Below are 26,479 nucleotides of genomic sequence, written 5' to 3' on the forward strand. Positions count from 1 at the left end.
GGCGCTCACTCCCAGGCGCTCACTCCCAGGCGCTCACTCCCAGCGGAAGAGGCGCACGGCCAGCCAGCCGAAGACCAGCAGCGCGGCCCCCATGACCACCAGGTGCAGCGGCTGCGGCCACCCGCCCGCCCAGGTGGCGCGCATGGCCTGGGCGAACGGGCCGGCCACCGAGTAGTCGCTGAAGACGCGCAGCGCCTGCGGCATGACCTCGCGAGGGAGCCACATGCCGGCCACGAACATCAGCGGGAACATCACCACCGACCCGATCCCGGAGGCCGCCTTCCCGGACGTCGCCAGCGAGGCGATCACCAGCCCCATGGCCATCAGCGCGGCCGTGCCCAGCAGGAACACCAGCACGAAACCGACCGGCTGCCGCGGCATGGCCGTCCCCAGCACCAGCCGGCCCAGCACGACGACCAGCACGGTGGACACGACACCCACGGCCACGTTGATGAGGAGCTGGCCCGCCAGCATCCGCGCCGGATGGACGGGCGTGGTCGACATCCGCCGCAGCACCCCCCGTTCGCGGTACGTGGTCAGCACGGTCGGCAGCACCGTGAACGCCAGCGTGAGCATCGCCAGCAGCGTCATCATGGCCGGCAACTGGGTGTCGGTGACGCGCTGACCGCCGAGCGCCGGGTCGGGCCTGCCCATGTCCGGGATGCTGCCCAGGATCAGCAGCAGCCCGACCGGCAGCACGATCGTGTAGAGCATGACCGGCCACTCGCGCAGATAGAGCTTGGTCTCGACAGCGAGGATCTTCCTCATGACAGGGTCCTTCCGGTGAGGGCGAGGAACGCGTCGTCGAGCGTGGCCTGCTCGACGCGCAGGTCGGTGGGCACGATCCGGTGCTCGGCGAGCGCGAGCGTGACGGCGGGCGCCAGGTCGCCGACGCCGGTGACCTCCAGGTGCTCGCCGCCGCCGGTGACCGAGCGCACCTCGGGCAGCGCCAGCAGCAGCGCGTGGTCCACGGGCGCCGACGGCCGGAACCTGAGCCGCTGCTCCCCGCCCGCCTGCGCGACGAGCGCGGCCGGGGTGCCGGTGGCGACGACGCGGCCCCGGTCGATGAGGGTGAGCCGGTCGCAGAGCCGTTCGGCCTCCTCCATGAAGTGGGTGACCAGCACGATCGTCACGCCCGAGTCGCGTACCTGTCCCACCAGTTCCCACGTGTCGCGGCGGGCCTGCGGGTCGAGACCGGTGGTCAGCTCGTCCAGCACCGCCACGCGCGGCCGGCCCACCAGGGCCAGGGCGACCGACAGCCGCTGACGCTGGCCGCCGGAGAGCTTGGCGAACGCGGTGTCGCGCTTCTCGCGCAGCCCGACCCGGCCCATCAGCTCCTCCCAGTCGGCGGGGTGCGGGTAGAAGGAGGCGTACAGGTCCAGGGCCTCCCAGACCTTGATCTTCTCCGGCAGCGCGGCGCTCTGGAGCTGCACCCCGAGCACGCGGCGCAGCTCGTCGCGGTCGTCGTGCGGGTCGAGCCCGGCCACCCGTACGGTGCCGGAGTCGGGCACGCGCAGGCCGGCGACGCACTCGACGGTGGTCGTCTTGCCGGCGCCGTTGGGTCCGAGGATGCCGAAGATCTCTCCCTCGGCCACCTCGAACGACACGTCCTCCACCGCCACGTGATGGGGGTAGCTCTTGCGGAGGTTCCTCACCTCGATCACCTTCATGGAGACGACGGTAGGAACCGCGGCCGTTGCCGGTAATCGGGTTGGATGCCGGGAAAAGGTGTACCTAGGTACAGTGCCGGTGACGTCGCCTGTTCGCGCACACTGGTGGCATGCTCCGACGACTGACCGGGACGGCCCGGGTGGCCGCGCTGCTCGGGACGGCCCTCGTCCAGGTCGGCATCCTGCTGTTCGCGGTGCCGGCGGTGATCCTGACCTTCACCCTCGGGCTGGTCTTCCTCTACCCGCCGGCCGTGCGCCTGGTGCGGGGGACCGCCGAGGAGGCCCGCGGCCGGGTCGGCGCCTGGTCCGGGATCCGGATCGCCTCGCCGTACCTGCCCGAACCGGCGCCGCCGCAGCCGATGACGGACGGGCTGTACCGCTACGAGCGGACGCTGTACAAGTCGCCCCGCGTCCCCGCGTGGAACGCGCGGTGGAAGTGGCTGACCACCGACCCGGCGACGTGGCGGGACCTGCTGTGGCTGCTCCTCGACCCGCCGGTCAAGCTCGCCCTGCTGCCGGTGCTCCTCGTCGCGCCCGCCAAGGGGCTGCGGGTGTACGGCCAGTGGTGCGCCCTGCTGCTGTCGGCCACCCGGACGAGCGTGCTGCGCGGCCAGCTCACCCACCTCCACCGCTCACGCAGCATCGCCGCCGACAGCCAGGCGGCCGAGATGCGGCGCATCGAGCGCGACCTGCACGACGGCACCCAGGCCAGGCTCATCGCGATCGGCATGACCCTGGGCGCGGCCGAGGAGCTGATGGACTCGGACCCGGCCGCGGCGAAGACGCTGATGAGCAAGGCCCGCGACACCTCCGCCGAGACGCTCACCGAGCTGCGGCGGCTCATCCGCGGCATCCACCCGCCGGTGCTGGCGGAGCGGGGGCTCGCCGACGCCGTGCGCGCCCTCGCGATGGACACCGCGCTGCGGGTGGAGGTCGAGGTCGACCTGCCGCACCGGCCCGAGCCCCCGGTGGAGGCGGCGGTCTACTTCGCGGTCAGCGAGCTGCTGGCGAACGCCGCCCGGCACGGGGACGCCCGCTCGGCCGGCGTGGACATCAGCTCCGACGGCCCGAGCCTGCGCATCACGGTCACGGACGACGGCCTGGGCGGCGCGGACCCGGCCAAGGGCAGCGGCCTGCGCGGCATCGAGCGGCGGCTGGCCGCCTTCGACGGCGTGATGGCGATCGACAGCCCGCCGGGCGGCCCGACGACCGTCATGATGGTGCTGCCCAAGGTGCTCCCGGAGCACTGGGCGGGCACGCTGCCCAGGCTGCCGCGCTGGAAGGCCGTCGTGGTGGCCCTCTGCTGGTCGCTGGCCTGGTGCCCGACGTTCCCGCAGGGGGTCGTCGCCGCCGTGTTCAAGACCTTCGAGATCCCCGAGAAGTCGTGGTTCCTCGCCCTGTACGCCCCCGAGCCCTTCCAGTGGCCGGCCATCCTCCTCATGCTGGCCCTGGGCCTCGGCATGTACGCGACCGCCATCGCGATCCCCGCCAAGCACAACCGCGACCGCTGGCTGGCCGAGGCGCCCCGCCGGCTGGGGCTGGGCTGATGGGCGAGCGCGTGCTGATCGCCGAGGACCTCTACCTGCTCAGGGACGGCCTGGTCCACCTGCTCCAGGCCCACGGGTTCTCGGTCGTGGCCGCCGTGGAGAGCGGGCCGGACCTGCTGACGGGACTGGTCGAGCTGCGGCCCGACGTGTCGATCGTGGACGTGCGGCTGCCGCCCACCTTCACCGACGAGGGGCTCCAGGCGGCGCTGGAGGCCCGCCGGCGGGTGCCCGGCCTGCCGATCCTGGTGCTGTCGCAGCACGTCGAGCAGCTCTACGCCCGCGAACTGCTGGCCGACGGGTCCGGCGCGATCGGCTACCTGCTGAAGGACCGCGTGCTCAACGCCGGGCAGTTCGTGGACGCGGTGCGCCGGGTGGCGGCGGGCGGCACGGCCATGGACCCCGAGGTCATCGCCAAGCTGCTGGCCAGCAACGCCCGGCACGAGCCGCTGGCCGCGCTGACGCCGCGCGAGCGGCAGGTGCTGGAGGCCATGGCCGAGGGCCGCTCCAACGCCGCCATCGCCCAACGGCTCTACCTGAGCGAGAGCGCGGTGGCCAAGCACACCGCGAGCATCTTCGCCAAGCTCGACCTGGCGCCGTCGGAGGACGACAACCGCAGGGTGCTGGCGGTGCTCGCCTACCTCAACAGCCGCTGACCGCGAAGGGGAGCGCCGGGCCCCACCGGCCGCCGGCCGCGGGAGCCGTCGACCTGGGCGGGCGCCGGGCCGGATTGTCGGTCCGACAAGCTACCTTTCATAGGAGGCAGGCAGAGCGAAAGGGTCGTTCACGTGAAAATCCGGGTCAACCGCGATGTTCTGGCAGATGCCGTGGCATGGGCTGCCCGGGTCCTCCCCAGCCGTCCCGTGATGCCCGTGCTCTCCGGCCTGTTGCTCGTGGCCGGCGAGGAGCTGAGCGTGTCCGCGTTCGACTACGACGTCTCCGCCCAGGCGCGGATCGACGCCGACGTGGCCGAGACCGGCGGCGTCCTGATCCCGGGCCGGCTGCTGGCCGAGATCAGCCGCAGCCTGCCCGGCGACGAGGTGCAGATCGTCACCGAAGGCCAGGAGGCGGTCCTGACCTGCGGCAGCGCCGAGTTCGGCCTGATCACGATGCCCGTCGAGGACTTCCCGACCATGCCCACGATGCCGCCGGCCGTCGGCGCCGTCGGCGGCGGCGTGTTCGCCTCGGCCGTCGGCCAGGTCGCGCCCGCCTCCAGCCGCGACGACACGCTGCCCATGCTCACCGGCATCCGGGTCGACATCGACGGCGAGACGGTCACGATGGCCGCGACCGACCGCTACCGGATCGCGGCCCGCACGTTCACCTGGCGGCCGGCGCGACCGGACATCGCGGTCTCGGCCATGGTGCCCGCGCGCGTGCTGGTCGAGGTGGCCAAGTCGCTGCGCGGCGGCGAGGTGCAGGTCGCGATGGGCGACGGGGTGGCCGGCTTCGAGAGCGTCGGGCGCAGCACCACGGTGCGGCTGCTCGACGAGCAGTTCATCGACTACCGCACCCGGCTGACCTCCGACTGGTCGATCCGGGCCGACGTGCGGGTGGGGCCGTTCGTCGAGGCCGTCAAGCGGGTCGCGCTGGTGGCCGAGCGCAACACCGCGATCCAGCTGGCGTTCACCCAGGGGCAGGTGACGCTCCGGGCGGGCGGCGGCGACATCGGCCGCGGCACCGAGGTGCTGGAGTGCGACCTGCGGGGCGACGACATCGAGATCGCCTTCCAGTCGCAGTTCCTGCTCGACGGCCTGACCGGCATCGAGACGGAGCTGGCCCGCCTCAACATGGAGTCGCCGACGCGCCCCGCGCTGATCCAGGACGTCCCGGGCGACGCCGACCCGGCCGTCCGTTACCTCGTGATGTCCCTGCGCCTCGGCGCCTGAGCCCCCCGGGCGTCACTCGGGGCGGCGGGCCGAGAGCCCGTCGGCGACCAGCTTGAAGACGCGCTTGAACTCCCCGTACGCCTCCTCGCCCACCGTCGCGGCCAGCTCGGCCTCGATGGCGGCCATGGCGGCGTCCGACGCGGCCATCTCGTCCAGGCCCTTGGCCGTGGGGACGATCAGCTTGGCCCGGCGGTCGGCCGGGTCGGGCTGCCGCTCGACGTAGCCGAGCGCGACCAGCTCGTCCACCAGCGTGCCGATGACCTGCTTGTGCTGGCCCGACTGGGCGGCCAGGTCGGTGGCCCGGCTGCCCTCCTCGTCGAGGTAGGCGAGCACCGCGCCGTGCCGCGGCCGCAGATCGGGATGCCCCTGCCCGGCGACGGCTCCGAACAGCTCCCGCTGCACCGCGAACAGCGTCCGCCCGGCCAGGATGCCGAGATCCGGATTCTCCCGCTTGCGCTGGCTCCTGCGCACGTCCGTGCCTCCCTTTAGTCACGAATATTGATAGTCACTGATTCTTACTATATAGTCGTCTCATGACCAGAACGGTGGAACTCACCCGGTTCCGCGTGTCTCCGGAGAACGCCGAGCGGCTGCTCGCCGCCCGTCCCGGAATGCTCGCGGACTTCCGCGCGGACCGCGCGGGCTTCGTCGGAGCGCGCCTGGTGCGCCTGCCCGGCGACGAGTGGCTCGACATCGTCGAGTGGCGCACGCCCGAGGACCGCGCCGCCTCGGCCGCCAAGGGCGGCAACCTGCCCGGCATCCGGGCCTTCTTCGAGCTGATCGACGAGCTGGTGTCCGCGGAAGACGGCACCACGGAAGAGAACGAGGGCTGACCATGACCATGCTCATCACCGGAGCCACCGGCACCGTCTCCAGCGCCGTGCTCGACGCGCTGCCCGGCAAGGACGGCGTGCGGGTGCTGGTGCGCGACCCCGCCAAGGCCCCCGCCGGATACGAGGTGGCCGTCGGCGACCTGGACGACCCGGCGACGCTCACCGACGCCTTCGACGGCGTCGAGACGCTGTGGCTGCTCACCGCGATGGGTCCGCAGGCGCCCCACGCCAGCATGAACGCGCTCTGGGCGGCCCGCCAGGCGGGCGTGCGGCACGTGGTGCGCATGTCGGCCATCGGCGCCGCGCACGACGCGCCCACCCGCAACGGCCGCCTGCACGCCCTGTCGGACGCCGAGCTCCAGGCGTCCGGCCTGGGCTGGACCGTCATCCGCCCGGCCTTCTTCATGCAGAACCTGTTCGGCTCGGTCACCGGCGACACCTTGTACGGCGCGACCGGGCAGGGCCGGCTCGGCCTCATCGACGTGCGGGACATCGGCGAGTTCGCCGCCACCGTCCTCACCGACCCCCGACCGCACACAGGCAAGGTCTACACCCTGACCGGCCCGGCCAGCATCTCGCTCGGCGAGGCGGCCGGACAGCTCACCGAGGTGTACGGCCGGCCGATCGCCTACCACTCCCTGGAGCCGGAGCAGGCCTACGCCGGCATGAGGGAGGCCGGCGTGCCCGAATGGATCGCCGCGGTCACCGCGGAGTACCTGCGCGCCTACGCGAGGGGCTGGGGCGACTACACGACGAAGGACTACGAGTCGGTGACGGGCAGGCAGCCCACGCCGTTCGCGGACTTCGCCCGGGCCCACGCGGACCGCCTCATCGGCCAGGCATGAGGCAGGCCACGGTCGGGCGTGTCGGAAGCCATGGCCGACAAGACGCACGTAACGGCGCCCGGCCCCGTGCGGGCTCAGCGGCCGTATCCCTGGAGGCCCTCAGCCCTGTACGGCGACTGGCGTCAACCAGGCTGTGCCGTAACAGAAAGATCTACGCATCGGTGAGGGCGATGAGAATGTGCTCCATGCAGGCATGGCTGGCGCGCTCGGCGGCGGTCGCGTCGCCGGCGGCGATCGCGCGGGCGATCGCGTCGTGCGGGATGTAGCTCTTGTTGAGCGACGTGCCCGCGGCGGTGATGCTCGCCCGCAGCGCGGCCGAGAAGTCCTCGAACAGGTCGATCAGCACGAGATTGTGGGTCGCATGCGCGACCGCCATGTGGAAGGCCAGGTCGGCCTCCACGAAGAAGTCGGGGTCGTCGAGGTCCCAGGCGCGCTCGCGCTCGGCGAGCGCCGCCTCGATGCGCAGGATGTCCTCGTCGGTGCGCCTGGTGGCGGCCAGCCGGGCCGACTCCACCTCAAGGGCGCGCCGTACCTCCAGGATCTCCAACTGCTCCGCCTGCCGCAGGCGGCGGAGCATGGCGCCGGAGAGCTCGCTCGTCGCGCGGACGTAGGTGCCGTCGCCCTGACGGCACTCCAGCAGCCCCGCGTGAGTCAGTGCGCGTACGGCCTCACGAACGGTGTTGCGCCCCACCCCGAGCTGCTCGGCCAGCACCGTCTCGGTCGGGATCTTGCCGTTCATCTGCCACGACCCTGATGTGATCTGCTCCTTGAGCTGATCGATCACCTGGTCCACGAGCGAAGCCCGCTGCGCCGTACGCAGACTCACAGTCCGCCTCCTCCGGGGAAACCAATCATCCTATGAGTCAATGACTGGTAGACCCTAATTATTCCAGACCGAAGAACACAAATCTGGAACTCCCAGGAGGAGTTTTCCGATCAACCGGAGACCGCGGCGTCCACCGGCAGGCCGGCCAGCGCGGAGTGCACCCCAGCGGCTTCCAGCGCCTTACGATACGCGGCGGTCTGGTGCGCCCTGCCTCCGGCCCGGCCGTACAGGTCGCCGAGCTCGCGCCAGCAGCGGGCCGCCTGACGGTCGGTGCCGTACATCGGCCGGCCCAGCGCCCGCAGCAGCTCTGACGCCCCGGCCAGATGCGCCGACGCGTCACCGCCCAGGTCGAGCGCCACGGTCGCGAGCACCAGCCGGGCCTCGGCCGCGGTGGTGCGCGACGCGTCGGCCGCCGCCTCCAGGACCGCGCTCGCCAGCTCGCCCGCCCGCGCCGGGTCACCGGCGCGCAGCCGGACCCGCGCGTGCGCGATCAGCGCCTCGCCGCGCTCCCCGCCGGCGCCGGAGGCCGCGGTGAACGTCCTGGCCGCCGCCTCCACCAGCCGCTCGGCCTCGGCGACAGGCGTCGTCGTGAGCCGCGCCCAGTGCACGGCGACCCGCGCGAGCTGCAGCGCGATCCGCGCCGGGCGGCCCGCCGTGATGGCGTCGTCGGCCAGCCGGACGGCCAGCGCCGAGTCGTCGCCCGCCGCGGCGGCGACGCTCGCCTGCCACAGGGCGTGAATCTCTCCGGAACGGTCCACAACGCCAGGAACGCCGTTGACCTCGAGCACCCGTCGCACGTAGGCGAGCTCGGCGGAGTCGCTGTCCATCTCCTCGCGCGCCTCGACGATCGCCGCGGCCAGGTCGACGGCGATCTCACCCTGCGTGAGCGACAGCCGCTCGGCCTGCTCCAGCGCGTGGGCGGCGAGGTCGCGGGCCCGCAGCCGGTCGCCGGCGTGCTGGTAGCAGCGGCTCAGCGCGACCGCGAGCGGCAGGTCGGCCAGCCGCTCCGGGTGGGCCGACGCCTCCCTGCGCAGCCGCTCGAACGCCTCGACGGCCTGACCCAGCCGACCCTGCGCCTCCAGCGCGCGCGCCCGGCCGAAGCGGGCGTGCGCCGTGAGCATGGCGTTCTCCTCGTCGGCGGCCTTCACGATCTCCGTGAAGCGCTCCGCCGCGAGGACCGGGTCGCCGTGGCGCAGCTCCAGCTCGGCGTGCCGCAGCCCGAGCTCGGTGTCGATCCGCTGGCGCGGCTCGATGCCGTGCAGGAGGAACTCGGTGGTGCACCCCAGCCGCTCCGCCAGGAGCCGGGCGACCACCGGAGTCGGAGTTCGCTTACCCGACTCGATGAGCGAGACATAACTGTCAGACAGGTCGGGCCCGGCCAGCTGGGCCTGGGACATCCGCCTGTTCAGCCGCAGTCCGCGGACGCGGTCACCGATGGTTCCCTGACTCGGCATCTCATCTCTCAGGGCGGGGAAGGGTCAACAACACGCAATGATTGCATGAAGTGGCCGAATCTGGTATCCCCAGGTGAAGAATTCCCCTACGCAGGATTAATCGTCGCCGCTGTCCTTGCTGGGGAAAAGCATCTGACAGACCTCGAGGTAGAGGGTCTCGGGGTAGGGAATGTACGGCACGGTCGAGAGTGCCTGGTCCTGACCGGCGGATTCCAGGATGAACTCACCGTAACCGAGCATGCGCCCAAGGAGAGATCGCTTGAAACTCATGTCGGTGACCTTGGACAGCGGCATCATCGCGACCTTGCGCGTGATCAGTCCCGTGGTGGACAACATCCGCTTAGAAGTCACCACAAAGTAATCGACCGACCACTCCGCGACTTTCCACACGAAACGGATCAGCAGCAACAGCCAGAGCCACCAGACGACCACCAGGGCCGTGCCGCCTCCGGAGTCGCCGAAGAACTTGCTGAGCAGTCCGGCGATGATCAGGCCGCCGAAGACCTCGGCGACCGGACGGAGCAGCACGGCCGGGTGGCGCCGCACCATGATGACCTGTTGTTCGTCGGGGAGCAGGTAACGGTTGACCGACGACGGGGCGGAGTCCCCGTGGGTCACAAGTCTCATGTCAGGTTGTTCACGAATTGAGCCAGAGAGTCGGCCGCGTTGAACACCGAGTCGAACGTCCCTTTGACTGCCGTCGCCGCGTCGTTCGGCCGAGCCAACAGGTAGTACGCCGCAAAACCGATCCCGCCCCATGAGAGGACTTTTTTGACCTGCACCGTGGCCTCCGTACCCTTACCTGCACCCGCCGTCTACATTACCCACCCGGCAGCCCGGGTAAAGGTCTGTTCACGGCTTAGTTGAGATCTTGCCTAGCCTCGCTCGCTCGCCACGAGCGCGAGGACGTGAAGATGCTTGCGCGCGATCCGCTCCACCAGGCTCGGATGCGCGTAGCCGGTGACTTCCAGCGCGCCGTAGTGCGCCGCCTCGACGCAGCGCGTTACGGTGGTCGCCGAGTGAACGCCGGCGAACTCGTCACGCAGCGTGGTCTCGACGTCCGCGTACGGAGTCGGGACGTCCGCGTACGGACTCGGATCCGCCTCGGTGTGCTCGCTCACGAGAGCACCCCGGCTGCCGCCAGCTCGTTCATCTCGCGCCCCCTCGCGCCCATGCGGAAGTTGCCTTCCCCTCGCTACGTACCCATGCAACCACAGTATGTAACGAGTGAACCACTCGGCGTGACGGAAAGGTGATTTCTCAGGCGGCCGATTCCGGCCGGAGCGGGGTTCGGTGCCGGGTCAGACGACGCCGTACAGCCGGTCGCCCGCGTCGCCCAGGCCGGGGACGATGTAGCCGTTCTCGTTGAGCCGCTCGTCCAGCGCCGCCGTGACCACCCGGATCGGCTTGCCCGAGCCGGCGAAGAACTCGTCCATGTGCGCCAGGCCCTCCGGCGCCGCGAGGAGGCAGATCGCCGTGACGTCCTCGGCGCCGCGGTCGAAGAGGAACTGCACGGCCGCCGCCAGCGTGCCGCCGGTGGCCAGCATCGGGTCCACCACGTAGCACTGCCGGCCGGACAGGTCGTCGGGCAGCCGGGTGGCGTACGTCTCGGCCTGGAGGGTGGACTCGTTGCGGATCATGCCGAGGAACCCCACCTCGGCCGTGGGCAGCAGCCGGGTCATGCCGTCGAGCATGCCGAGCCCGGCCCGCAGGATCGGCACCACCAGCGGGTACGGCCGCGCCATCCGCACGCCGTGGGCCTCGGCCACCGGGGTCCGCACGGTCACGTCGGCGACGCGGACGTCGCGGGTCGCCTCGTACGCCAGCAGCGTCACCAATTCATCCGCGAGCCTACGGAACGTGGGCGAATCGGTACGGACATCGCGCAGCGTGGTGAGCTTGTGCGCCACGAGCGGATGGTCGACGACGAGGGTTTCCATAAGGGATAACGCTATCTTGTGTGGGACGTACCGGCACGTCGTGCCCCGGTTTTGATCACAATTTGGTCGGACCGGCACACGGGGACCGGTGCTCTCTGGAACCATTGGGAGCCCGTACGGGCCACATCGGGTGGGGTGGACGATGACAGACGAGGACGCGTTCGACTTCGCCATCGTGGTCTATCGCGAGGACGAATGCTGGGACGCCGAGATGCTGCCGGTGGCGCTCACGTCGGACCTGCAGGGCCTGATCAAGGCTCTGCGCCAGCAGCCGAGCGAGAGCGGCACCATCGGCCTGGTCGCGGTGGGTGACGAGTTCTTCGTGGCGCTGCGGGTCCTCGGGGAGCGCGTCGACGTGTTCCTCTCCGACATCGCCGCGTCCTGGGACTTCCCGCTGGCCCAGCAGGTGCTCGAGTACCTCGACGTGCCGATCCCCGACGAGGACGAGATGGAGGAGATCCTCCAGGACGAGGACGTCGCCCTCCCCGCGGGAGACCTGTCGATCTTCGCCGATCTGGGTCTGGACGAGATGGAGCTGGGCATCCTGTCGGGTGACATGGACCTTCTGCCCGAGGACGTGCTGTCCAGCATCGCCGCGCGGCTCGGCTTCTCCGAGCCGTTCGAGCGCGCCATCGAGTCGGTCTTCGGCTGAGCCCGGACCTGCACGCCCGGAGCCTGGACACCTGGAGCTTGGAGACATGCCCAACACGTTCGCCGCGGCTTTCGTCAGGACCCCGGACGGCTGGAGCGGTGCCGAGGTCGACCTGAGCGAGGCCGAGATCGTCGACGACCTCGGCGACGCGGTGACCGAGGCGCTCGGCCTGTCCGGCGACGAACTCGCGCTGCTCTGCGTCGAGGTCGAGGACGAGTGGTTCGCCATCGTGCGTTACGTCGACGACTTGGAGCCCCGCGTGTTCCTCTCCGACGCCCACGCGATCGCGCCGGGCAGCCTCGGTGAGCTGTTCGCCGAGTTCGCGGGCGTGAGCGCCGACAAGGAGGGCAACGCGCTCGGCGTCCGCCCGGCGGGCGACCTCGACCTGCTGAGCGACCTCGGCATCAGCTCGGAGGAACTGCTGGAGCTGAGCATGGAGGAGGGCGTGCTGCCGGCCGACGTCCTGTCCGTGATCGCCGAGCGGCTGTCGTTCGCCGACGAGCTCGACCGGTTGCGGTGACGCGCGACCCCTCCCGCGAGAGCTACGGCGAGGTGATGCGGCTGGCGCTGGCCGAGGCCGTGGCCGCGGGGGAGCGGGGCGAGGTGCCCGTCGGCGCCGTCGTGCTTGGGCCCTCCGCGCCCTCGGGGGCCTCCGCCGTCGAGGTGCTGGCGGCGGCGGGCAACGACCGCGAGTCCGCGGCCGACCCGACCGGGCACGCGGAGGTGCTCGCGCTGCGCGCGGCCGCGCGTGCCAGGGGGTCGTGGCGGCTGGACGGCTGCACGCTCGTGGTGACGCTGGAGCCCTGCACGATGTGCGCGGGCGCGGCGGTGCTGTCCCGGGTGGACAGGATCGTGTACGGCGCGGTCGACGAGAAGGGCGGCGCCGTGGGCTCGCTGTGGGACGTCGTCAGGGACCGCCGGCTCAACCATCGGCCGGAGGTCGTCATGGGCGTGCTGGCCGAAGAATGCGCCGCCGTCCTCACGACGTTCTTCACCACTCGCCGGATCCGGTAAGCTCGTCGGCGGTGGTGTCGCCTAGTGGCCGAGGGCGCACGCCTCGAAAGCGTGTGATGGGGCAACTCATCCGTGGGTTCAAATCCCACCACCACCGCCATGTGATGTCGCAGGACATCGGAAACCCTCGAACCTCCGGGTTCGGGGGTTTCGTCGTGTTCGGGGTTCGTCACCGCCCGGAAGAACCGGAAGAAGGCGCCGACGGCACCAGTGACCATCTCCAGCGCTCACGTCGCACGTGGCGCCGGCCGGGCACGTCCGGCCCTTAAAACAGAGCACGTGCTCTAAAATGGGTGTATCTTGATCACGCCTCCCTTCCCTCCGTCGACAGTGCAGGAGCGTGCGCATGTCCTCCTTCTCCCACGCCGGTCGCATCGGGGCCGGTCTCGTCCTCGCCCTCATCGGCTTACCGGCCGGGGTCGCGTCCGCCGACCCCGGCCCTTCCAGCGTCACCTTGGCCGCCCACGAGCAGCCCAAGCCGGCTCGCCCCACGCTGGAGGCCATCAAGCAACGGGCCGCCCGCGACGGGATCCCCCTGGAGCAGGCCGTCAAGGACTACATCAGCACCACCGCCGCCACCCGGACCGTCGCGGCCTCCGCCCAGCCCGACGGTCCCGTGGACACCCCCGACGTCATGGTGGACGACCTTCACGCGGGCGAGATCGAGGACCTCACGCGGATCGCCGCCGCGGAGGGGATCGGGCTGACCGCCGCGATCGACGGGATCGCCTGGCAGGGGCAGTTCGAGAAGGTGGCCGCGCAGCTCGAGGCGGAGTTCCCCGCCGACTTCGCCGGAGCGGTCAAGAACGACGACAGCGCTTGGTTCGCCTTCAAGGCGGATGTGCCGGCCAAGGCGGTCGAACTCGCCAGGACCCTCCCCGTGCGCGTCGACCTGGTCGGCGACCGTGGCTTCTCCGAGCGGGAACTGTCGGCCGCCGCAGAGGCCGCCCACACCGCCGTCCTGGCCGACCCCGCCGTGGAGGACGCCGCCACCTCCTACGACGTGCGCACCGGGACCGTCATCGTGGAGACCCGATCGAGCGCGCCCCTCTCCGCCCAGGACCTGCTGCCCCGGGCGGCCCTGGAGGCCGGGATGCACATCCAGGTCACCCAGGTGGACAAGGTGTCCCAGCCGGAGGACAAGTACATCCGGGGCGGGGGTTCGCTCGGTTCCTGCACCTCCGGCTTCAACCTGAAGTACATCTACAGCAGCACCAAGCGTCATGCGACCGCCGGCCACTGCGGGCAGAGCGCAGCCACCCGCACCTACTCCAACCACAGCACCAAGGGCGGCTGGACGAAGGTGAACCGCGTCTGGTGGCACATCGGCGCCTGGGGCGACCTGTCCTACTACACCGTGGGCTCCAAGTCCCCGACCCGCACCTTCTACCACGACTGGAACAAGACCAGGTACGCCGACGACCGCTCGCCCATGCCCTCGGTGGGCACGCGCATCTGCCACTTCGGCATCACCAGCGGTGGGAGCTGTGCCAAGGTGGCCCGCCGCGACGTCTCCAGCGGCAGCATGAGGCACATGGTGGTCATGGACAAGGACATCAGCGAGCCGGGTGACTCCGGCGGGCCGTGGTACTACGGCGGGATGGCGTACGGCATCCACTTCGGCCTGATCGGCGGGAAGTCGTCATTCACGCCCGCATACCTGTACCAGAACCGCGGCTACGACGTCTGGCATCGCTGACGGAGGCGGCGTGAACCGCTCGGTGGCCGGACGCGTCGGATGGAGACGGACATGACAACGCCCGAGGAGAAGCCGGCATGAGCCGTGCCGCCGCAGCCCTGGCAGTGACACTCCTGACGGCCGCCGCCTGCTCCGCCGGGGGCGGGAGCAGTGGCGGCCCGAGGGCGACCGCGCCGGGTGAGCCCACGCCCGGCGCGGACCGGTTCGCCGTCACAGGCGACGACCCCTCGATCGTCGTCCACGCCTTGACCTACGGTGCCGACATGATCGTCGGCGGCACCCTGAGGTACCAGGCCGAGGGCCGATGCCTGACCGTCTCCTCCCCGAGGGACGGGCGGGAGACCGTCTTCACACCGGTCTGGCCGGCCGGCACGCGCCCCGTGAACGACGGCGCGCGACGAGGCGTGGACGTCCCCGGCTTCGGCCGGATCATGGAGGGCGACAGGGTCGACGCCGGAGGCGACGAGTGGCCGATGGAGGACGAGCGGCTTCGCGACGCGAGGTCCTGCCCGCCGAGTGACAGGGCGATGGTGCTCAACCCCGGCTCGTTCCACCGCTGACGCGGCGGTTCCGGGGTCGTCGTCAGGCGGGCAGCTCCAGCACCCGGGCGTGCAGGATGGAGCGCTGGTGCAGCGCGGCCCGCAGCGCCCGGTGCAGGCCGTCCTCCAGGTAGAGCTCGCCCTGCCACTGCACCACGTGCGGGAAGAGGTCGCCGTAGAAGGTGGAGTCGGCGGCGAGCAGCGAGTGCAGGTCCAGCATCGCCTTCGTGGTGATCAGCGAGTCGAGCCGGACCTGACGCGGCGGGATCTGGGCCCACTCTCGGTTGGTCAGACCGTGTTCGGGATAGGGCCGTCCGTCGCCGACCAGCTTGAAGATCACCCCATAGAGTTTAGGAGAGATTCGGCCTCGATGTGCTGTTCGCGAGAATTCTCGGCGCGGGTGACGGCCGGGTCCACCCGCGTCACCTGGTCGCGCACGACGCCGGCCGGCCGGATCCGTACCCCTGCTTGAAGGCGTTCACCCGCTGCTCGGACGAGCCGTGCGTGAACGAGTCGGGATCGACCCGCCCCTGGGTGCGCTGCTGGATCCGATCGTCGCCCACCGCCGCCGCCGCGTCCAGTGCCTCGGCGATGTCGGTGTCGGTGAAGGGCTTGTCGTAGAAGCCGGTGTCGATGGCGTTCTTGGCCCACACGCCCGCGTAGCAGTCGGCCTGGAGCTCCGTGGCCACCGAGCCGCCGCCCTCCAGCGCGCCGGTCAGGTTCTGCACGTGGTGCCCGTACTCGTGGGCGATCACGTACGCCTGGGCGAACGGGCCGCCCTTGGCGCCGAACCGGCTGTGCAGGTCGTCGAAGAAGCTCAGGTCGAGGTAGACGCGCTGGTCGCCGGGGCAGTAGAACGGGCCGACCGAGGAGTCGGCCGCGCCGCAGGCCGTGCGGACGCCGCCCGAGTACAGGATGGTCTTGGCGGGCCGGTATCCCGAGACCTCGTCCTTCCAGTAGTCCTGGATGCTGTTGACCACGCCGATCACCCGGCACTTCTCCGACTGGTCGGCGTCCTTGCCGGTCTTGCACTCCTGCGACAGGTTGGTGGCCGGCTGGCGCTGGGCGGGCTGCTTGTCGCCGCCCCCGCCGACGTTGTTCAGCAGGAACACCACGACCATGACGATCAGGGTGACGATGCCGCCTCCCAGGACCATGCCGCCGGGGAAGCCGCCCCCTCCGCCGCCTCCGCCGCTGCCGCCGACGTCCTCCACCTGGGAGGAGTCGAGGTTGACGTCGTCTCGGAAGTCCATCGCCAACGTCCCTTCTCGTGTGCCCGCATCCACAGCTTCCCGAAAGAGCGCCGGAGATTCCATGGCGGTGACGACGGGCCGGTCGGGGGTCCCCCGATGATTTTTCGGATATGTCCGATAATCTTCGGGAATGACCGCTGGCTTGATCGGGATCGCGCTCGTGTCCCTCGGCATGGTTCTCACGCCGGGCCCGAACATGATCTACCTCGTGTCGCGCTCCATCACCCAGGGCCGGCGGGCGGGGCTGATCTCGCTCACCGGCGTCGCGCTGGGCTTCAGCATCTACCTGACCGCCACCTGCCTCGGCCTGACCGCGATCTTCGCGTACGTGCCGGCCGCGTACACCGTGCTCAAGCTGGCCGGGGCCGCGTACCTGCTGTGGCTGGCCTGGAACGCCGTCAAGCCCGGGGGAACCTCCGCCTTCGAGCCGCGCGAGCTGTCCGTGGAGCCGCCGCGCAAGCTGTTCGCCATGGGCCTGTTCACCTGCCTGCTCAACCCCAAGATCGCCATTCTGTACCTGTCGCTGCTGCCGCAGTTCATCGACCAGCAGATGGGGCACGTGCTGCTGCAGAGCCTGGCGCTCGGCTCGGTCCAGATCGCCATCGGCACGCTCGTCAACGGCATCATCGCGGTCAGCGCCGGCAGCCTGGCCGCCTTCCTGGCCCGCCGCCCGCTGTGGCTGCGTGTGCAGCGGTACTTCATGGGCGCCGTCCTGGGCGGCATCGCCATCCGCCTGGCCACCGACCGTTCCAAGGCCCTGCTGACGGCCTGACGCCCGGGCCGGCGCCGGACCCGGCGTCACGCCGAGGGGACGGGCGCCTTCGCCGTGCCGGGTTCGGTCGCGGCGGCCCGGCCCCGGCCGCGTTCCGGAAGCAGCGTGAGCAGCCCCAGTACGGCCAGCGTCGCGCCGAGCCAGAGCGGCGCCCGCAGGCCGTACGCGTCGATGGCCAGCCCGCCGGCCGACGAGCCCACCATCACGCCGAACGTGATGAACGACGAGTGGACCGTGTTCACCAGCGGGCCCGTGTTGCCGGCGCGCTGGACGCGGGTGACCATGGCCGGGTTCATGGTGACGCCGACCAGGCCGACGCCCAGCATGAACGCCACCGCCGCCACGTTCACGTGGGCCAGCAGCGCGAACCCCGCCAGGAACGCCGCGTTCAGGGCCAGGCCGCACACCAGCACCGCGATCGTGTGCCGGTCGGCGAGGCGGCCCACGACGTGGTTGCCGGCGACCGTCGCGGCGCCGTAGGCGATGAGCAGGTACGGGACCGTCCCGGTGGCGAACCCGGCCAGGCCGGTGAGGATCGGGTTGAGGTAGCTGAACGCGGAGAACGTCGCGCCGATGATGAGCGTGCTGGTGAGGAACGCCGACAGCAGGCGTACGTCCCGGAACACCGCGAGCTGTCCGCGCAGGCCTCCGCCCTCGGCGCCCCCGCCGTCGGCGCGTCCGACCGGCGGGACGCCCCAGAAGGCGGCCGGTGCGGCGACCAGCGTGAGCGCGCTGACGGCCCAGAACGCCGCCCGCCATCCGAACCGATCGCCGATCATCGTGGACAGCGGCAGGCCGAGCAGGGTGCCGACCATCAGCCCGTTCATCACCACGGCGATGGCCCGGCCGCGCACCTCGGGCCGGGCGAGCCGCACGGTCAGCGAGAGCGTCACACCGAAGAACGCCTGGGCGGCGACGCCGGTGATGATCCGCGCCGCCATCATGACCGGGTAGGACGGGGCCACGGCCGCCAGCACGTTGCCGGCCAGGAAGACGGCGAACAGCGTCATCAGGGCCTCCCTGGGGCGCAGCCGCGACAGGGCCACGGTCATGAACGGCCCGCCGAGGGCCATCGCCGCCGCGAAGGCGGTAATGAGGTACCCGATCTGCGGAACGGTGGCGCCGAGCCCCCGGGCCATCTGCGGCATCAGCCCCGCGACGGCGAACTCGCTGGTGACCATGGCGAAGATGCCGAAGGCCAGGACGTACACGGATCTGGGCAAGAGACGCTCCTCCAAGTTTTGCACTGATCGATGCAGAATGCGGGCATGGTCGTGGCCCCGACGGCGGGGCCGGGGTTCAGGAGGCGGTGAGGGCGTCCAGCGCCGTCTCGGCGATGGACTCCAGCGTGGCGCGGTCGGCCCCGCCCTGGGCGGAGACGCGGATGCCGGCCGTCACGGCGTTGAGATAGCGGGCCAGCGAGGCCGCGTCGCGCGACGACCGGACGTCGCCGTCGCGGCGACCCTCCTCGATGGCCGCGCGCAGCGACTCCAGGCGGCGCGCCGCGTCCTGTTCGAGAAGCCGGGCTATCTCCGCGTCGCGCCCGCCGAACTCCACCGTCGTGTTCACGCCCAGGCACCCGATGCTGGGCGCGTCGCCCCGGAACGTGAACTCGTCGTCGATGATCCGGGCGAACAGCGCCCGGATCCGCTCGACGGCGGGCCGGTCGCCGTCCTCCAGGATCGCCGCCTGGGCGGCCGTCATGGTCTGGGTGTAGCGGATCAGCGCCCGCCGGAACAGCTCGTGCTTGCTGGTGAACGCGTTGTAGACGCTGCTGCGGTCGAGGCCGGTGGCCTCGCACAGGTCGCGCGTGGAGGTGCCCTCGTAGCCGTGCAGCCAGAAGGCCCGCATCGCCTGTTCGAGCACCCGGTCCTCGTCGAACGCCCGCGGTCGTGCCATGGGAGGCACGCTACCCGTTATGCACCACTCAGTGCAAAACCCGCGTCCCTCCGCGGCCGTCGCCTCCTTCCACCTCAGACGACAACCGAGAGTTGTCACCCTGTCGCCTTCGTTGTTGGATCGCGCGACCCGGATGCCGGTTCGCTGGTCGCATGCGCAGATCGATCTGGTCGAGGCGTACCGCGGGGAGACGTTCCTGCTGCCAGCGACGCAACCCGGCCCGAAGCCGGTGAAGGAGCACCACGTGACGGAGATCGCCGCGATCGCGCACGACGTGGTGCGGGAGTCGACCGGCGGCAGCGCGACAGCCGTACTGACGATCGGAGCCACACGATGAACACCCCTGCCAACCACCCGGCGAGCACCCCGGCAGGCGCTTCGGCGAGCGTCGCGGGCTTCGCCGCCGCGAACCTGTCGCGCGCGACCGGAGCCGGGCTGGACCCCCACGAGTACCTGCGCGTCACCGGCGAGCTGGCCGACCTGGACCACTGGGGCGAGGCGTTCATGCGCGCCGCGCGCGCCCATCTCGCGCGCGCCGAGCGGGCGGCCGGCGCGATCTCGGCGGGCGAGCACTTCCGGACGGCGGCACGCTGGTTCCACGTCGCCACCCTGGGGCCCGGCCCCGACGGCGCGCTCGCCGCCGCCGAGGCGGACGCCGCCATGGGCCGCGCGCTCGACCTGCTGGAGCCCGGGGCGCGCCGGATCGAGGGACCGAACTTCACCGGCTGGCTGCGCGGCCCGGCCGCCGCCCCTGCCACCGTGGTGGTGGTCCCGGGCCTGGACTCCGGCAAGGAGGAGTTCCACGACCTGATCGACGCCCTGCTGCGCCGGGGCATGGCCGTGTTCGCCATGGACGGGCCGGGACAGGGCGTGCGCGCGGCCACGACCACCGTCCGCGCCGACTACCACCAGGTCATCGGCCAGGTCGCCGACGCGCTGGGCGTGGCGGAGGTGGGACTCGTCGGGCTCAGCCTCGGCGGCTACTACGTCGCGGAGAGCGCCGCCCGGGAACCCCGCGTCGCCGCCGCCGTCACCGTCAGCGGCCCCTTCCGCCTGCGCTGGGACGATCTGCCGCACCCCGTACGCGACCTCCTCAGCCGGCGCGCCGGTGGAGAGGCGGCGGCCCGCCGCTTCGCCGGCCAGGTGGACCTGTCCGCCCTCGCCCCGCGGATCACCTGCCCGCTGCTCGTGGTGGACGGCGGCCAGGACGTCATCCCCGGAGTGACGGACGGCGAGTCGCTGGCCCGCCTGGCCCGACACGGACAGTACGTGCGCGTCCCCCACGGCGACCACCTGCTCGGCAACGCCCGCCCGGACTGGCTCCCGGCCGCCGCCGACTGGATGTCCGCAGCGCTCACAAAGCCCGCCCCACCGGCTCCGCCGCGCTGATCACCGACGCCACGCCCGGCAGGGGACCATCACCGGCTCGATCAGGAAATCCCGGCCGCTGTCCTCCATCGCGCCCACCTGGATCACTCCGGTCCTGGAGGACCGCGGTGCAGTGCGGGGCCTTCGGCACGTCGTCGCTGAACTCCCTCGACGGGAGGCGGGCGAGGAGGGCGAAGCGCCTGTCGAAGAGGCCGATCGAGAGGCCTATGGAGAGGCCGATGGAGAGCCCGAGCACGACCCGAAGCAAGAAGGGCCATGCCGTCGGTCACGGCATGGCCCTTCTGAGCTGGCGGAGGATGGGGGATTTGAACCCCCGATAGGTTGCCCTATACACGCTTTCCAAGCGTGCGCCCTCGGCCACTAGGCGAATCCTCCGCCGACGAGCTTACCGGACTTCCGGCGGTGCGGAGACCACGATTTCCGAGGCGGATTTCGCTGCAGCGAGCACTGCCGTATCCCGCTAGACTGTCCAAGGACCCCTCGCGCGGCGTCATCCTGTGAACCTCCCCAGGGCCGGAAGGCAGCAAGGATAAGCGGGCTCTGGCGGGTGTGCGAGGGGTTCTCTTCGTTTGAGCCCCTCGCAGGCGGGATGGTCGCATGAGCCTTGCGCTTTATCGCAGGTACCGCCCCGGGACCTTCGCCGAGGTCAAGGGACAGGAGCACGTCACCGATCCGCTGCGCCAGGCGCTGCGCACGGGACGCATCAACCACGCCTACCTGTTCAGCGGCCCCCGCGGATGCGGCAAGACGTCCAGCGCGCGCATCCTGGCCCGTTCCCTCAACTGCGAGAAGGGCCCCACCCCCGACCCCTGCGGCGTCTGCGAGTCCTGCGTCGCCCTGGCCCCCACCGGCCCCGGCCACCTCGACGTCATCGAGATCGACGCGGCGTCGCACGGCGGCGTCGACGACGCGCGCGACCTGCGCGAGCGGGCCTTCTTCGCCCCGGTCTCCGCCCGCTACAAGATCTACATCATCGACGAGGCGCACATGGTGACCCGCGAGGGTTTCAACGCGCTGCTCAAACTCGTCGAGGAGCCCCCGCCGCACCTGAAGTTCATCTTCGCGACGACGGAGCCCGAGAAGGTCATCGGGACCATCAAGTCGCGCACCCACCACTACCCGTTCCGCCTGATGCCGCCGGCGACGCTGCGCGCGCTGCTGGAGGAGATCCTCACCTCCGAGAACGTCCCGTTCGAGCCGAACGCCCTGCCCCTGGTCGTACGGGCCGGCGCCGGGTCCGCGCGCGACTCGCTGTCGATCCTCGACCAGCTCCTCGCGGGCGCCGACGACGACGGCATCACGTACGCCAAGGCCGTCTCGCTGCTCGGCTACACCGACGGCGACCTGCTCGACGAGATCATCAACGCCTTCGCCGCCCGTGACGGCGCCCGGGTCTTCCACACGGTCAACCGCGTCATCGAGGGCGGCCACGACCCGCGTCGCTTCGCCGCCGACCTGCTGGAACGTTTCCGTGACCTGGTCATCCTGGCCAACGTCCCCGAGGCGGCGTCCAGCGGCCTGCTCGACCGCCCGGCCGACGAGCTGGAGCGCCTGGTTCAGCAGGCCGGCTCGATGGGGCCCGCCGAGCTGACGCGGGCCGCCGAGGTGTTCAACGCCGGGCTGACGGAGATGCGCGGCGCGACCTCGCCCCGGCTGCTGCTGGAGCTGATGTGCGCGCGAGTCCTGCTCCCCGGCGCCGCGCAGGGCGAGGAGGCGCTGCTCGCGCGCCTCGAACGTCTGGAGCGCGGCGGCACGCTCGCCGCGATGGCCGCCCGCTCGGGCGCGCCGGTCCTTGGCTCGGCCATGGGTACGGCCGGCCAGGGTGGAGTCCCGGGTACGGCCGGGCACGGTGGAGTCCCTGGTGCGGCCGGGCACGGCGCAGTCCCGGGCATGGCCGCGCAGGGCGGTTCGTTCGGCCCTGGGGCTCCGGCTGTCCCTGGCGCCGCCGCTTCCGTGATGCCCGCCGCCCACCCCGGCTCCGCCGGTGACGCGCCGGATGCGGGAGGACCCGCCTCGGACGCGGCGGGCGTCGCGGGTCAGTCCGCGGGCGGCGGCCACGCGGCTGCGGGCGGCGGCCACGCGGCTGCCGGAAGTGGTCAGGGTGGCGCTGTCGCAGGTGGTCACGCGGGTTCCGGCGGCGGTCAGCCCGGTGCGATGGCCGGTGGTGCGGTGGGCGGTGGTGCGGTCGCCGGCGCGGGCGGTGCCGCGCAGGAGGACGACGGCTGGCCCGAGACCGTACGCCCGGGCGCTCCCGCGCAGCAGGCCCCCGGACACGGACAACCCGGCGCCCCCGGCCACGCTGCCCAGGGCGCGCCGGCGGGAGCCCATCCGACCGGTCAGACGGGCGGCCACGCCCCGGCGGCGCAGCCGGGCGCCGGTGGCGGCTCCGGGCTCGCTCTGCTCCAGCAGCAGTGGCCCGCCGTGCTCGCGGCGCTCAAGCAGCGCAGCATCGTCGTCTGGGCCAACGTCAGCACCAACGCCCAGGTCGTCGGCATCGAAGGCAACCTCGTCACCCTCGGCTTCAGCCAGGTCGGCGCCATGAAGAACTTCACCGGCGGCGGCAAGGACGCCGTCGTGGCCGCCGCGCTGGGTGACGTCCTCGGCAACACGTGGCGGGTGGAGGCGGTCGTCGGCGGTTCCCCGGCCGCGGGCGGGTCGCGTGGCCCGGCCGGCGGTCCGCCGTCCGGCCCGGCGCGGCCCCAGTCGCAGCCGGTTCCGCAGCAGCCGGCCGCTCCGGTGTCCCACGCGCCCGGCGGTCCGGGCTCGCACGCCCAGTCCGGCCGTACGGGCTCGCACGGCTCGTCCCACGACGGCGCCGGCGCCCAGGAATCCGGCGACTCCGGCGCACCGGGAGCTCCTCCCGCCCTCCAGGGCGGCCCCGCTCAGCAGGGCGCGCCCGGTCAGGCGTCGGGTGGGCACGGCCGGCAGACGACCGACGAGTCGTGGCCCGAGGCTCCGGACGACCCCGGCATGGGTTCGCCGCCCACTCCCGACCCCACCGACACCAGTCCCGCCAGGAACGGCGGCTCCTGGGGCGCCGAACCGGGTCCGCAGGGGGGCGCACTGGCGGCGGCCGGCCTGGCGAGCGGCGGCACGGCCGGCCCCGGGGCGCCCGCCAACGGCACGGCGGGCTCGGGCGCCGCCGGTTCCGGCGCTGTCGGCCCAGGTCTGGCCGCCGCGCGGTCCGCGGCCCGGGCGGCGGCGCAGGCGGGCCCACGGGCTCCGGGGGCACGTCCGGCGTCCGCGTGGCCGGAGACCGTGCCGAGCCGCAGCAAGGTGTCCGAGTCCGACGACGTCGATCCGCTGAACGACGCCAACGCCGACGTGGACGAACTGTCGGGCATGGCGCTGCTGCAGCGGGAGCTCGGCGCCACGGTCATCGGCGAGATCGACCACGCCTGACCGTCGTCCCGGCTCGGTCGGCCGAGCGCGGTGGATGATGGTCTGGCCGTGACGGGCGGCGTTGAACTGGCGGCGCTTATGGTGCGGTGAGCGGTGACGGTCGGCTGTCATTGCAAGGGCGCGCTCGCCGATGACGCGTGCCGGCTTCGTGGTGCGTGTGGGGTTTCGTGGTGCGCTCGCGATGACAAGTGCGCGGCTTTGTGGCGCGTGGGTGGGGGGTTTGGTGCGCTCGCGATGACAACACAAGTGCCCGGCTTTGTGTGGGCTCGCGATGGTGCGTGGGCAGACGGTGCGTGGGCAGCGGGTGGCCTCGGGGCGTGGTCACACCCTGACGTCGGGAGCCGCTGAAGGCGAGGGGGAGGGCCGGTCGCCTCTCGGGGCCGGGAGCGGGCGCGGGTGCGTGCTCACCTGGTGACGTCACGATACGCGCGGGTGCGTCTTGAGTGGGTGTCGCGGACGACGGGGAGGCGACGCTCGGGATGGCACGAACGCGGGGGAGTCGACTCGGGGGTGCAGCGGCGCGGCGTGCCGCGGGGGAAAGCCGTGAATGCGCGGGGTGGCGCGGCGTGCGGTGCGGAGACATGGCTGGTGTACCGGTGGGCTGCGGGTCGGCGGGGCCGGGTGGGTCAGCAGGTGTAGAGGCGGGCGCGGGCGGCGGCGGCGCGGTGGTCGGTGAAGGGTAAGGACTCCGCGAGTCGTTCGAGGATCTGCAGGTCGTCGCGGCCGTTGGCGGTCTGCGCGTAGGTCCACAGGTCGTCGGGGGAGCCGTGCAACAGCAGGCAGGCGCGTACCTGGACCTCCAGCTCGTCGCGTTCGCGGCGGATCTCCGGTGACTCCGAGCGCGGCAGCAGCGGACCCTTGTACGTGCGGGCCAGCGCCGCGGGCGCGTTGGCCGCCAGCAGGTGTCTCAGCTCCAGGAAGTCGGCCTCCACCGGGGAGGTCAGCCGGTACGGCTTGGCGCCGATGGTGCCCCGGAGCTGGGCGCGCAGCCGGTGGATCTCGGCCCTGATGGTGACCGGGTTGCCCGCGTCGCCGTACAGGTGGAAGGAGAGCTGTTCGGCGCTGAGGCCGCGGGGGTGGAGCGCGAGCAGGGCGAGGATCTCGGCGTGGCGCAGGGAGAGCGGCAGGCGGCGCTCGCCGACGGCGGCCGTGGGGACGCCCTCCCCGAGGAAGCCGAGGCGCAGCGTGGGCGGCACGGTGGTCGCGGCGGCCGGCAGGGTGGTCGCGGCCGTCGTCGTGGCGCGCACCAGGTAGCCGTCGCAGAACGGCTCCAGCGCCACCGTCCTCCCGTCGCGCAGCAGCAGGCGCTCGCCGTCGGCCGGAAGCCGCACGCGGGGGCCGAGGGCGCCGCCCGGGTCGCCGGCGATGACGCGGCCGGTGGCCGACAGCAGGATCCCGGGCCTGCCGCGCAGCTCCTCGTAACGGCGCAGGAGGCGTTCGTCGCGTTCGTACATGCGCAGGGCGAGCTGCGACTCGGCGAGCCGGGCGACGGTGCCGACCAGGGCGGCGGTGGCCGGGTGCAGGCTGGGCGCGGTGCCGCTGACGTCGACGCAGCCCAGCACCTCGCCCGAGTCGGGATCGACGATGGGGGCCGCGCTGCACGACCAGACGTGCAGCAGGCGCAGCAGGTGCTCGGCGGAGTAGACGTTCACCGGGCGCAGGACCGCCAGGGCGGTGCCGATGCCGTTGGTGCCCATGCGCTCCTCGGACCAGCCGTGGCCCTCGCTCAGGCCGATGCGGTCGGCGCTGCGCATGACGCCGAGGTTGCCGTCGCGCCACAGCACCCGGCCGTCCCTGTCGGTGACGACCACGATGTGCCGCGACTCGTCGGCCATCCGCGCGAGCGTCTCGGTGAGCATCGGCAGCAGGGGGCGCAGCGGGTGGGCGTCGCGCACGTCGCCGAGGTGGGACAGGTCGAGGCTGAGCGGGGCGGGGCCGTCCTCCGGATCGACGCCGGCCTCGACGGAGCGGCGCCAGGAGGTGGAGATGAGCCACCGCGCGCCCTCTCCGAGACCGGTCCCCCTGCCGCGCGCCGCCGGGTGGGGCTCGCCGGGGTCCGGCTTCCTGCCGCGCGCCGCCGGGTCCGGGCCGCCGGGTCCGCCCGCTCCGCCTGCTTCGCTCAGCGCCTCGTCGTGGGCGGCGCGCAGGCGGCGGGAGTACGCATCGAGATCGGCGTAACTCATCGGCCACTCCAAGTAGTCGACCCGTATGGCGAGCATCCGCGCTCTGGGGTGGTCGGCGCAAGTACTTCGACATATCGCGCACGGTGATGGCCCGATCGCAACGTGTGTGCAACGTGAAGGAGTCTACGGTCGGTCACCGAACGCCGGCCCGGCGCGGCCGCTCCGGCCGGCGTGCCGGCCGGGTCTCGGACACTGGAGGGGGGCCGGGACCCGGCCGAACAGAACGACCTGAGGTGAAACACTGGTAAGCCTCCAGTACATGACGGGCTCCAAACGCCGTAGGCTCGTGGCAGTCAAGAACGCGGAGCCACGAGGAGCGCAGACGGTGAACCCAGGGGATGTCAACCTGCAGCAGCTGCTGGAGCAGGCCCAGCTCATGCAGCAGCAGCTCGTGAGCGCCCAGCAGGAGCTCAACGACGCGCAGATCGAGGGCTCGGCCGGCGGGGGCCTGGTCACGGCGGTCGTCAACGGCTCGGGAGAGCTGCTCGAACTGAAGATCAACCCGAGTGTCGTCGACGCCGGCGACCCGCAGGACACCGCCGACACCATCGCCGACCTGGTGATCGCGGCCGTCCGCGACGCGGTCCGGGCGGCGGCCGACCTGCAGCAGGAGAAGCTCGGGCCGCTCGCGCAGGGCCTCGGCGGCGGCGGTCTCGGTCAGCTGCCAGGGTTCTAG

Annotated in this window: 29 protein-coding genes, 2 tRNA genes and 1 other RNA gene; 17 read left to right on the forward strand and 15 right to left on the reverse strand. The window is 71.9% G+C overall.

From position 1 onward, the window contains the following. Positions 1-33: 33 nt before the first annotated feature. Both HT134_RS31420 and HT134_RS31425 read right to left on the reverse strand, forming a co-directional pair. A complete protein-coding gene (locus HT134_RS31420) occupies positions 34-768 on the reverse strand; it encodes an ABC transporter permease (protein WP_175604079.1) in 735 nt (244 codons plus the stop codon). Further along, complete coding sequence (locus tag HT134_RS31425; protein ID WP_175604080.1) at positions 765-1,670, reverse strand: ABC transporter ATP-binding protein; 906 nt, start codon at positions 1,668-1,670, stop codon at positions 765-767. The genes HT134_RS31420 and HT134_RS31425 overlap by 4 nt, the downstream gene beginning before the upstream one ends. A gap of 110 nt (positions 1,671-1,780) precedes the next feature. Here HT134_RS31425 and HT134_RS31430 point away from each other — a divergent pair, with 110 nt between their 5' ends. The 3 genes from HT134_RS31430 to dnaN all read left to right on the forward strand — a co-directional run bounded on the left by HT134_RS31430 (position 1,781) and on the right by dnaN (position 5,103). Further along, entirely contained in the window at positions 1,781-3,217 is a 1,437-nt protein-coding gene (locus HT134_RS31430) for a sensor histidine kinase (RefSeq protein WP_217708585.1), read from the forward strand. Further along, entirely contained in the window at positions 3,217-3,870 is a 654-nt protein-coding gene (locus HT134_RS31435) for a response regulator (RefSeq protein WP_175604081.1), read from the forward strand. Before HT134_RS31430 ends, HT134_RS31435 begins: the two co-directional genes overlap by 1 nt. Positions 3,871-4,002: 132 nt before the next feature. Beyond that, complete coding sequence (gene dnaN, locus HT134_RS31440; RefSeq protein WP_175604082.1) at positions 4,003-5,103, forward strand: DNA polymerase III subunit beta; 1,101 nt, start codon at positions 4,003-4,005, stop codon at positions 5,101-5,103. A gap of 12 nt (positions 5,104-5,115) precedes the next feature. Here the strand turns inward: dnaN and HT134_RS31445 are convergent, their stop codons facing one another. Next, positions 5,116-5,574, reverse strand: coding sequence for a MarR family winged helix-turn-helix transcriptional regulator (locus tag HT134_RS31445; protein WP_175604083.1), 459 nt, complete (start codon positions 5,572-5,574; stop codon positions 5,116-5,118). Positions 5,575-5,636: 62 nt separating this feature from the next. On the opposite strand from HT134_RS31445, the gene HT134_RS31450 reads away from it, so the two are divergent. Both HT134_RS31450 and HT134_RS31455 read left to right on the forward strand, forming a co-directional pair. Continuing rightward, complete coding sequence (locus HT134_RS31450; RefSeq protein ID WP_175604084.1) at positions 5,637-5,936, forward strand: hypothetical protein; 300 nt, start codon at positions 5,637-5,639, stop codon at positions 5,934-5,936. 2 nt (positions 5,937-5,938) lie between these two features. Next, positions 5,939-6,781: an SDR family oxidoreductase gene (locus HT134_RS31455; protein WP_246365902.1), complete on the forward strand. Its 843-nt coding sequence runs from the start codon at positions 5,939-5,941 to the stop codon at positions 6,779-6,781. 151 nt (positions 6,782-6,932) lie between these two features. Here HT134_RS31455 and HT134_RS31460 read toward each other — a convergent pair whose 3' ends face one another. The 6 genes from HT134_RS31460 to upp all read right to left on the reverse strand — a co-directional run bounded on the left by HT134_RS31460 (position 6,933) and on the right by upp (position 11,001). Further along, a complete protein-coding gene (locus tag HT134_RS31460; RefSeq protein ID WP_175604085.1) occupies positions 6,933-7,607 on the reverse strand; it encodes a FadR/GntR family transcriptional regulator in 675 nt (224 codons plus the stop codon). Positions 7,608-7,717: 110 nt separating this feature from the next. Further along, the gene (locus HT134_RS31465) at positions 7,718-9,061 is read right to left on the reverse strand and encodes a helix-turn-helix domain-containing protein (RefSeq protein ID WP_175604086.1); all 1,344 of its coding nucleotides are present in this window, start codon (positions 9,059-9,061) and stop codon (positions 7,718-7,720) included. Positions 9,062-9,157: 96 nt separating this feature from the next. Further along, positions 9,158-9,688: a PH domain-containing protein gene (locus HT134_RS31470; protein ID WP_175604087.1), complete on the reverse strand. Its 531-nt coding sequence runs from the start codon at positions 9,686-9,688 to the stop codon at positions 9,158-9,160. Beyond that, entirely contained in the window at positions 9,685-9,843 is a 159-nt protein-coding gene (locus HT134_RS31475; protein ID WP_175604088.1) for a hypothetical protein, read from the reverse strand. The genes HT134_RS31470 and HT134_RS31475 overlap by 4 nt, the downstream gene beginning before the upstream one ends. A 93-nt stretch (positions 9,844-9,936) precedes the next feature. Next, the gene (locus HT134_RS31480) at positions 9,937-10,182 is read right to left on the reverse strand and encodes a hypothetical protein (protein ID WP_175590175.1); all 246 of its coding nucleotides are present in this window, start codon (positions 10,180-10,182) and stop codon (positions 9,937-9,939) included. Positions 10,183-10,362: 180 nt separating this feature from the next. Continuing rightward, complete coding sequence (upp, locus tag HT134_RS31485; RefSeq protein ID WP_175604089.1) at positions 10,363-11,001, reverse strand: uracil phosphoribosyltransferase; 639 nt, start codon at positions 10,999-11,001, stop codon at positions 10,363-10,365. 142 nt (positions 11,002-11,143) lie between these two features. On the opposite strand from upp, the gene HT134_RS31490 reads away from it, so the two are divergent. The 6 genes from HT134_RS31490 (at position 11,144) to HT134_RS31515 (ending at position 14,926) form a co-directional block, all read left to right on the forward strand. Beyond that, positions 11,144-11,653 carry a tRNA adenosine deaminase-associated protein gene (locus tag HT134_RS31490; protein ID WP_175604090.1) on the forward strand — a complete coding sequence of 170 codons (510 nt, stop codon included), beginning with the start codon at positions 11,144-11,146 and terminating at the stop codon, positions 11,651-11,653. A 46-nt stretch (positions 11,654-11,699) separates the two neighbouring features. Further along, the gene (locus HT134_RS31495; protein WP_175604091.1) at positions 11,700-12,173 is read left to right on the forward strand and encodes a tRNA adenosine deaminase-associated protein; all 474 of its coding nucleotides are present in this window, start codon (positions 11,700-11,702) and stop codon (positions 12,171-12,173) included. A gap of 35 nt (positions 12,174-12,208) precedes the next feature. Further along, positions 12,209-12,667, forward strand: coding sequence for a nucleoside deaminase (locus HT134_RS31500; RefSeq protein ID WP_175604207.1), 459 nt, complete (start codon positions 12,209-12,211; stop codon positions 12,665-12,667). 10 nt (positions 12,668-12,677) lie between these two features. Next, a tRNA-Ser gene (locus tag HT134_RS31505) sits at positions 12,678-12,767 on the forward strand. A gap of 246 nt (positions 12,768-13,013) precedes the next feature. After that, the gene (locus HT134_RS31510; RefSeq protein WP_175604092.1) at positions 13,014-14,366 is read left to right on the forward strand and encodes a chymotrypsin family serine protease; all 1,353 of its coding nucleotides are present in this window, start codon (positions 13,014-13,016) and stop codon (positions 14,364-14,366) included. A gap of 77 nt (positions 14,367-14,443) precedes the next feature. Beyond that, the gene (locus HT134_RS31515; RefSeq protein ID WP_175604093.1) at positions 14,444-14,926 is read left to right on the forward strand and encodes a hypothetical protein; all 483 of its coding nucleotides are present in this window, start codon (positions 14,444-14,446) and stop codon (positions 14,924-14,926) included. Between the two features lie 22 nt (positions 14,927-14,948). Here HT134_RS31515 and HT134_RS31520 read toward each other — a convergent pair whose 3' ends face one another. Together HT134_RS31520 and ypfJ are read right to left on the reverse strand one after the other, a co-directional pair. After that, positions 14,949-15,245: a type II toxin-antitoxin system VapB family antitoxin gene (locus HT134_RS31520; RefSeq protein WP_175604094.1), complete on the reverse strand. Its 297-nt coding sequence runs from the start codon at positions 15,243-15,245 to the stop codon at positions 14,949-14,951. Positions 15,246-15,327: 82 nt separating this feature from the next. Continuing rightward, complete coding sequence (gene ypfJ / locus HT134_RS31525) at positions 15,328-16,158, reverse strand: KPN_02809 family neutral zinc metallopeptidase (RefSeq protein WP_175604095.1); 831 nt, start codon at positions 16,156-16,158, stop codon at positions 15,328-15,330. Positions 16,159-16,288: 130 nt separating this feature from the next. Between ypfJ and HT134_RS31530 the strand changes: the two genes are divergently transcribed. After that, positions 16,289-16,930 (forward strand): LysE family translocator, encoded by a 642-nt coding sequence (locus tag HT134_RS31530; protein ID WP_175604096.1) that lies wholly within the window; start codon positions 16,289-16,291, stop codon positions 16,928-16,930. 26 nt (positions 16,931-16,956) lie between these two features. Here HT134_RS31530 and HT134_RS31535 read toward each other — a convergent pair whose 3' ends face one another. Both HT134_RS31535 and HT134_RS31540 read right to left on the reverse strand, forming a co-directional pair. After that, complete coding sequence (locus HT134_RS31535; protein ID WP_175604097.1) at positions 16,957-18,153, reverse strand: MFS transporter; 1,197 nt, start codon at positions 18,151-18,153, stop codon at positions 16,957-16,959. Between the two features lie 76 nt (positions 18,154-18,229). Next, positions 18,230-18,829 (reverse strand): TetR/AcrR family transcriptional regulator, encoded by a 600-nt coding sequence (locus HT134_RS31540; RefSeq protein ID WP_175604098.1) that lies wholly within the window; start codon positions 18,827-18,829, stop codon positions 18,230-18,232. 115 nt (positions 18,830-18,944) lie between these two features. Here HT134_RS31540 and HT134_RS31545 point away from each other — a divergent pair, with 115 nt between their 5' ends. Then, complete coding sequence (locus HT134_RS31545) at positions 18,945-19,166, forward strand: hypothetical protein (RefSeq protein WP_175604099.1); 222 nt, start codon at positions 18,945-18,947, stop codon at positions 19,164-19,166. After that, entirely contained in the window at positions 19,163-20,218 is a 1,056-nt protein-coding gene (locus tag HT134_RS31550; RefSeq protein ID WP_175604100.1) for an alpha/beta hydrolase family protein, read from the forward strand. The genes HT134_RS31545 and HT134_RS31550 overlap by 4 nt, the downstream gene beginning before the upstream one ends. Before the next feature lie 287 nt (positions 20,219-20,505). On the opposite strand, the gene HT134_RS31555 is transcribed toward HT134_RS31550, so the two are convergent. Continuing rightward, positions 20,506-20,593: transfer RNA gene (locus tag HT134_RS31555), tRNA-Ser, on the reverse strand. Positions 20,594-20,689: 96 nt separating this feature from the next. Here HT134_RS31555 and ffs point away from each other — a divergent pair. Together ffs and HT134_RS31565 are read left to right on the forward strand one after the other, a co-directional pair. Beyond that, positions 20,690-20,785, forward strand: an RNA gene (ffs, locus tag HT134_RS31560) — signal recognition particle sRNA small type. A gap of 30 nt (positions 20,786-20,815) precedes the next feature. Further along, on the forward strand, positions 20,816-23,620 hold the full coding sequence (locus tag HT134_RS31565) for a DNA polymerase III subunit gamma and tau (RefSeq protein WP_175604101.1): 2,805 nt from the start codon (positions 20,816-20,818) through the stop codon (positions 23,618-23,620). A gap of 626 nt (positions 23,621-24,246) precedes the next feature. Here the strand turns inward: HT134_RS31565 and HT134_RS31570 are convergent. After that, the gene (locus HT134_RS31570) at positions 24,247-25,803 is read right to left on the reverse strand and encodes a helix-turn-helix domain-containing protein (RefSeq protein WP_175604102.1); all 1,557 of its coding nucleotides are present in this window, start codon (positions 25,801-25,803) and stop codon (positions 24,247-24,249) included. 325 nt (positions 25,804-26,128) lie between these two features. Between HT134_RS31570 and HT134_RS31575 the strand changes: the two genes are divergently transcribed. Next, on the forward strand, positions 26,129-26,479 hold the full coding sequence (locus HT134_RS31575; RefSeq protein WP_175604103.1) for a YbaB/EbfC family nucleoid-associated protein: 351 nt from the start codon (positions 26,129-26,131) through the stop codon (positions 26,477-26,479).

The organism is Nonomuraea rhodomycinica, assembly GCF_013363995.1.
GTDB lineage: Bacteria > Actinomycetota > Actinomycetes > Streptosporangiales > Streptosporangiaceae > Nonomuraea > Nonomuraea rhodomycinica.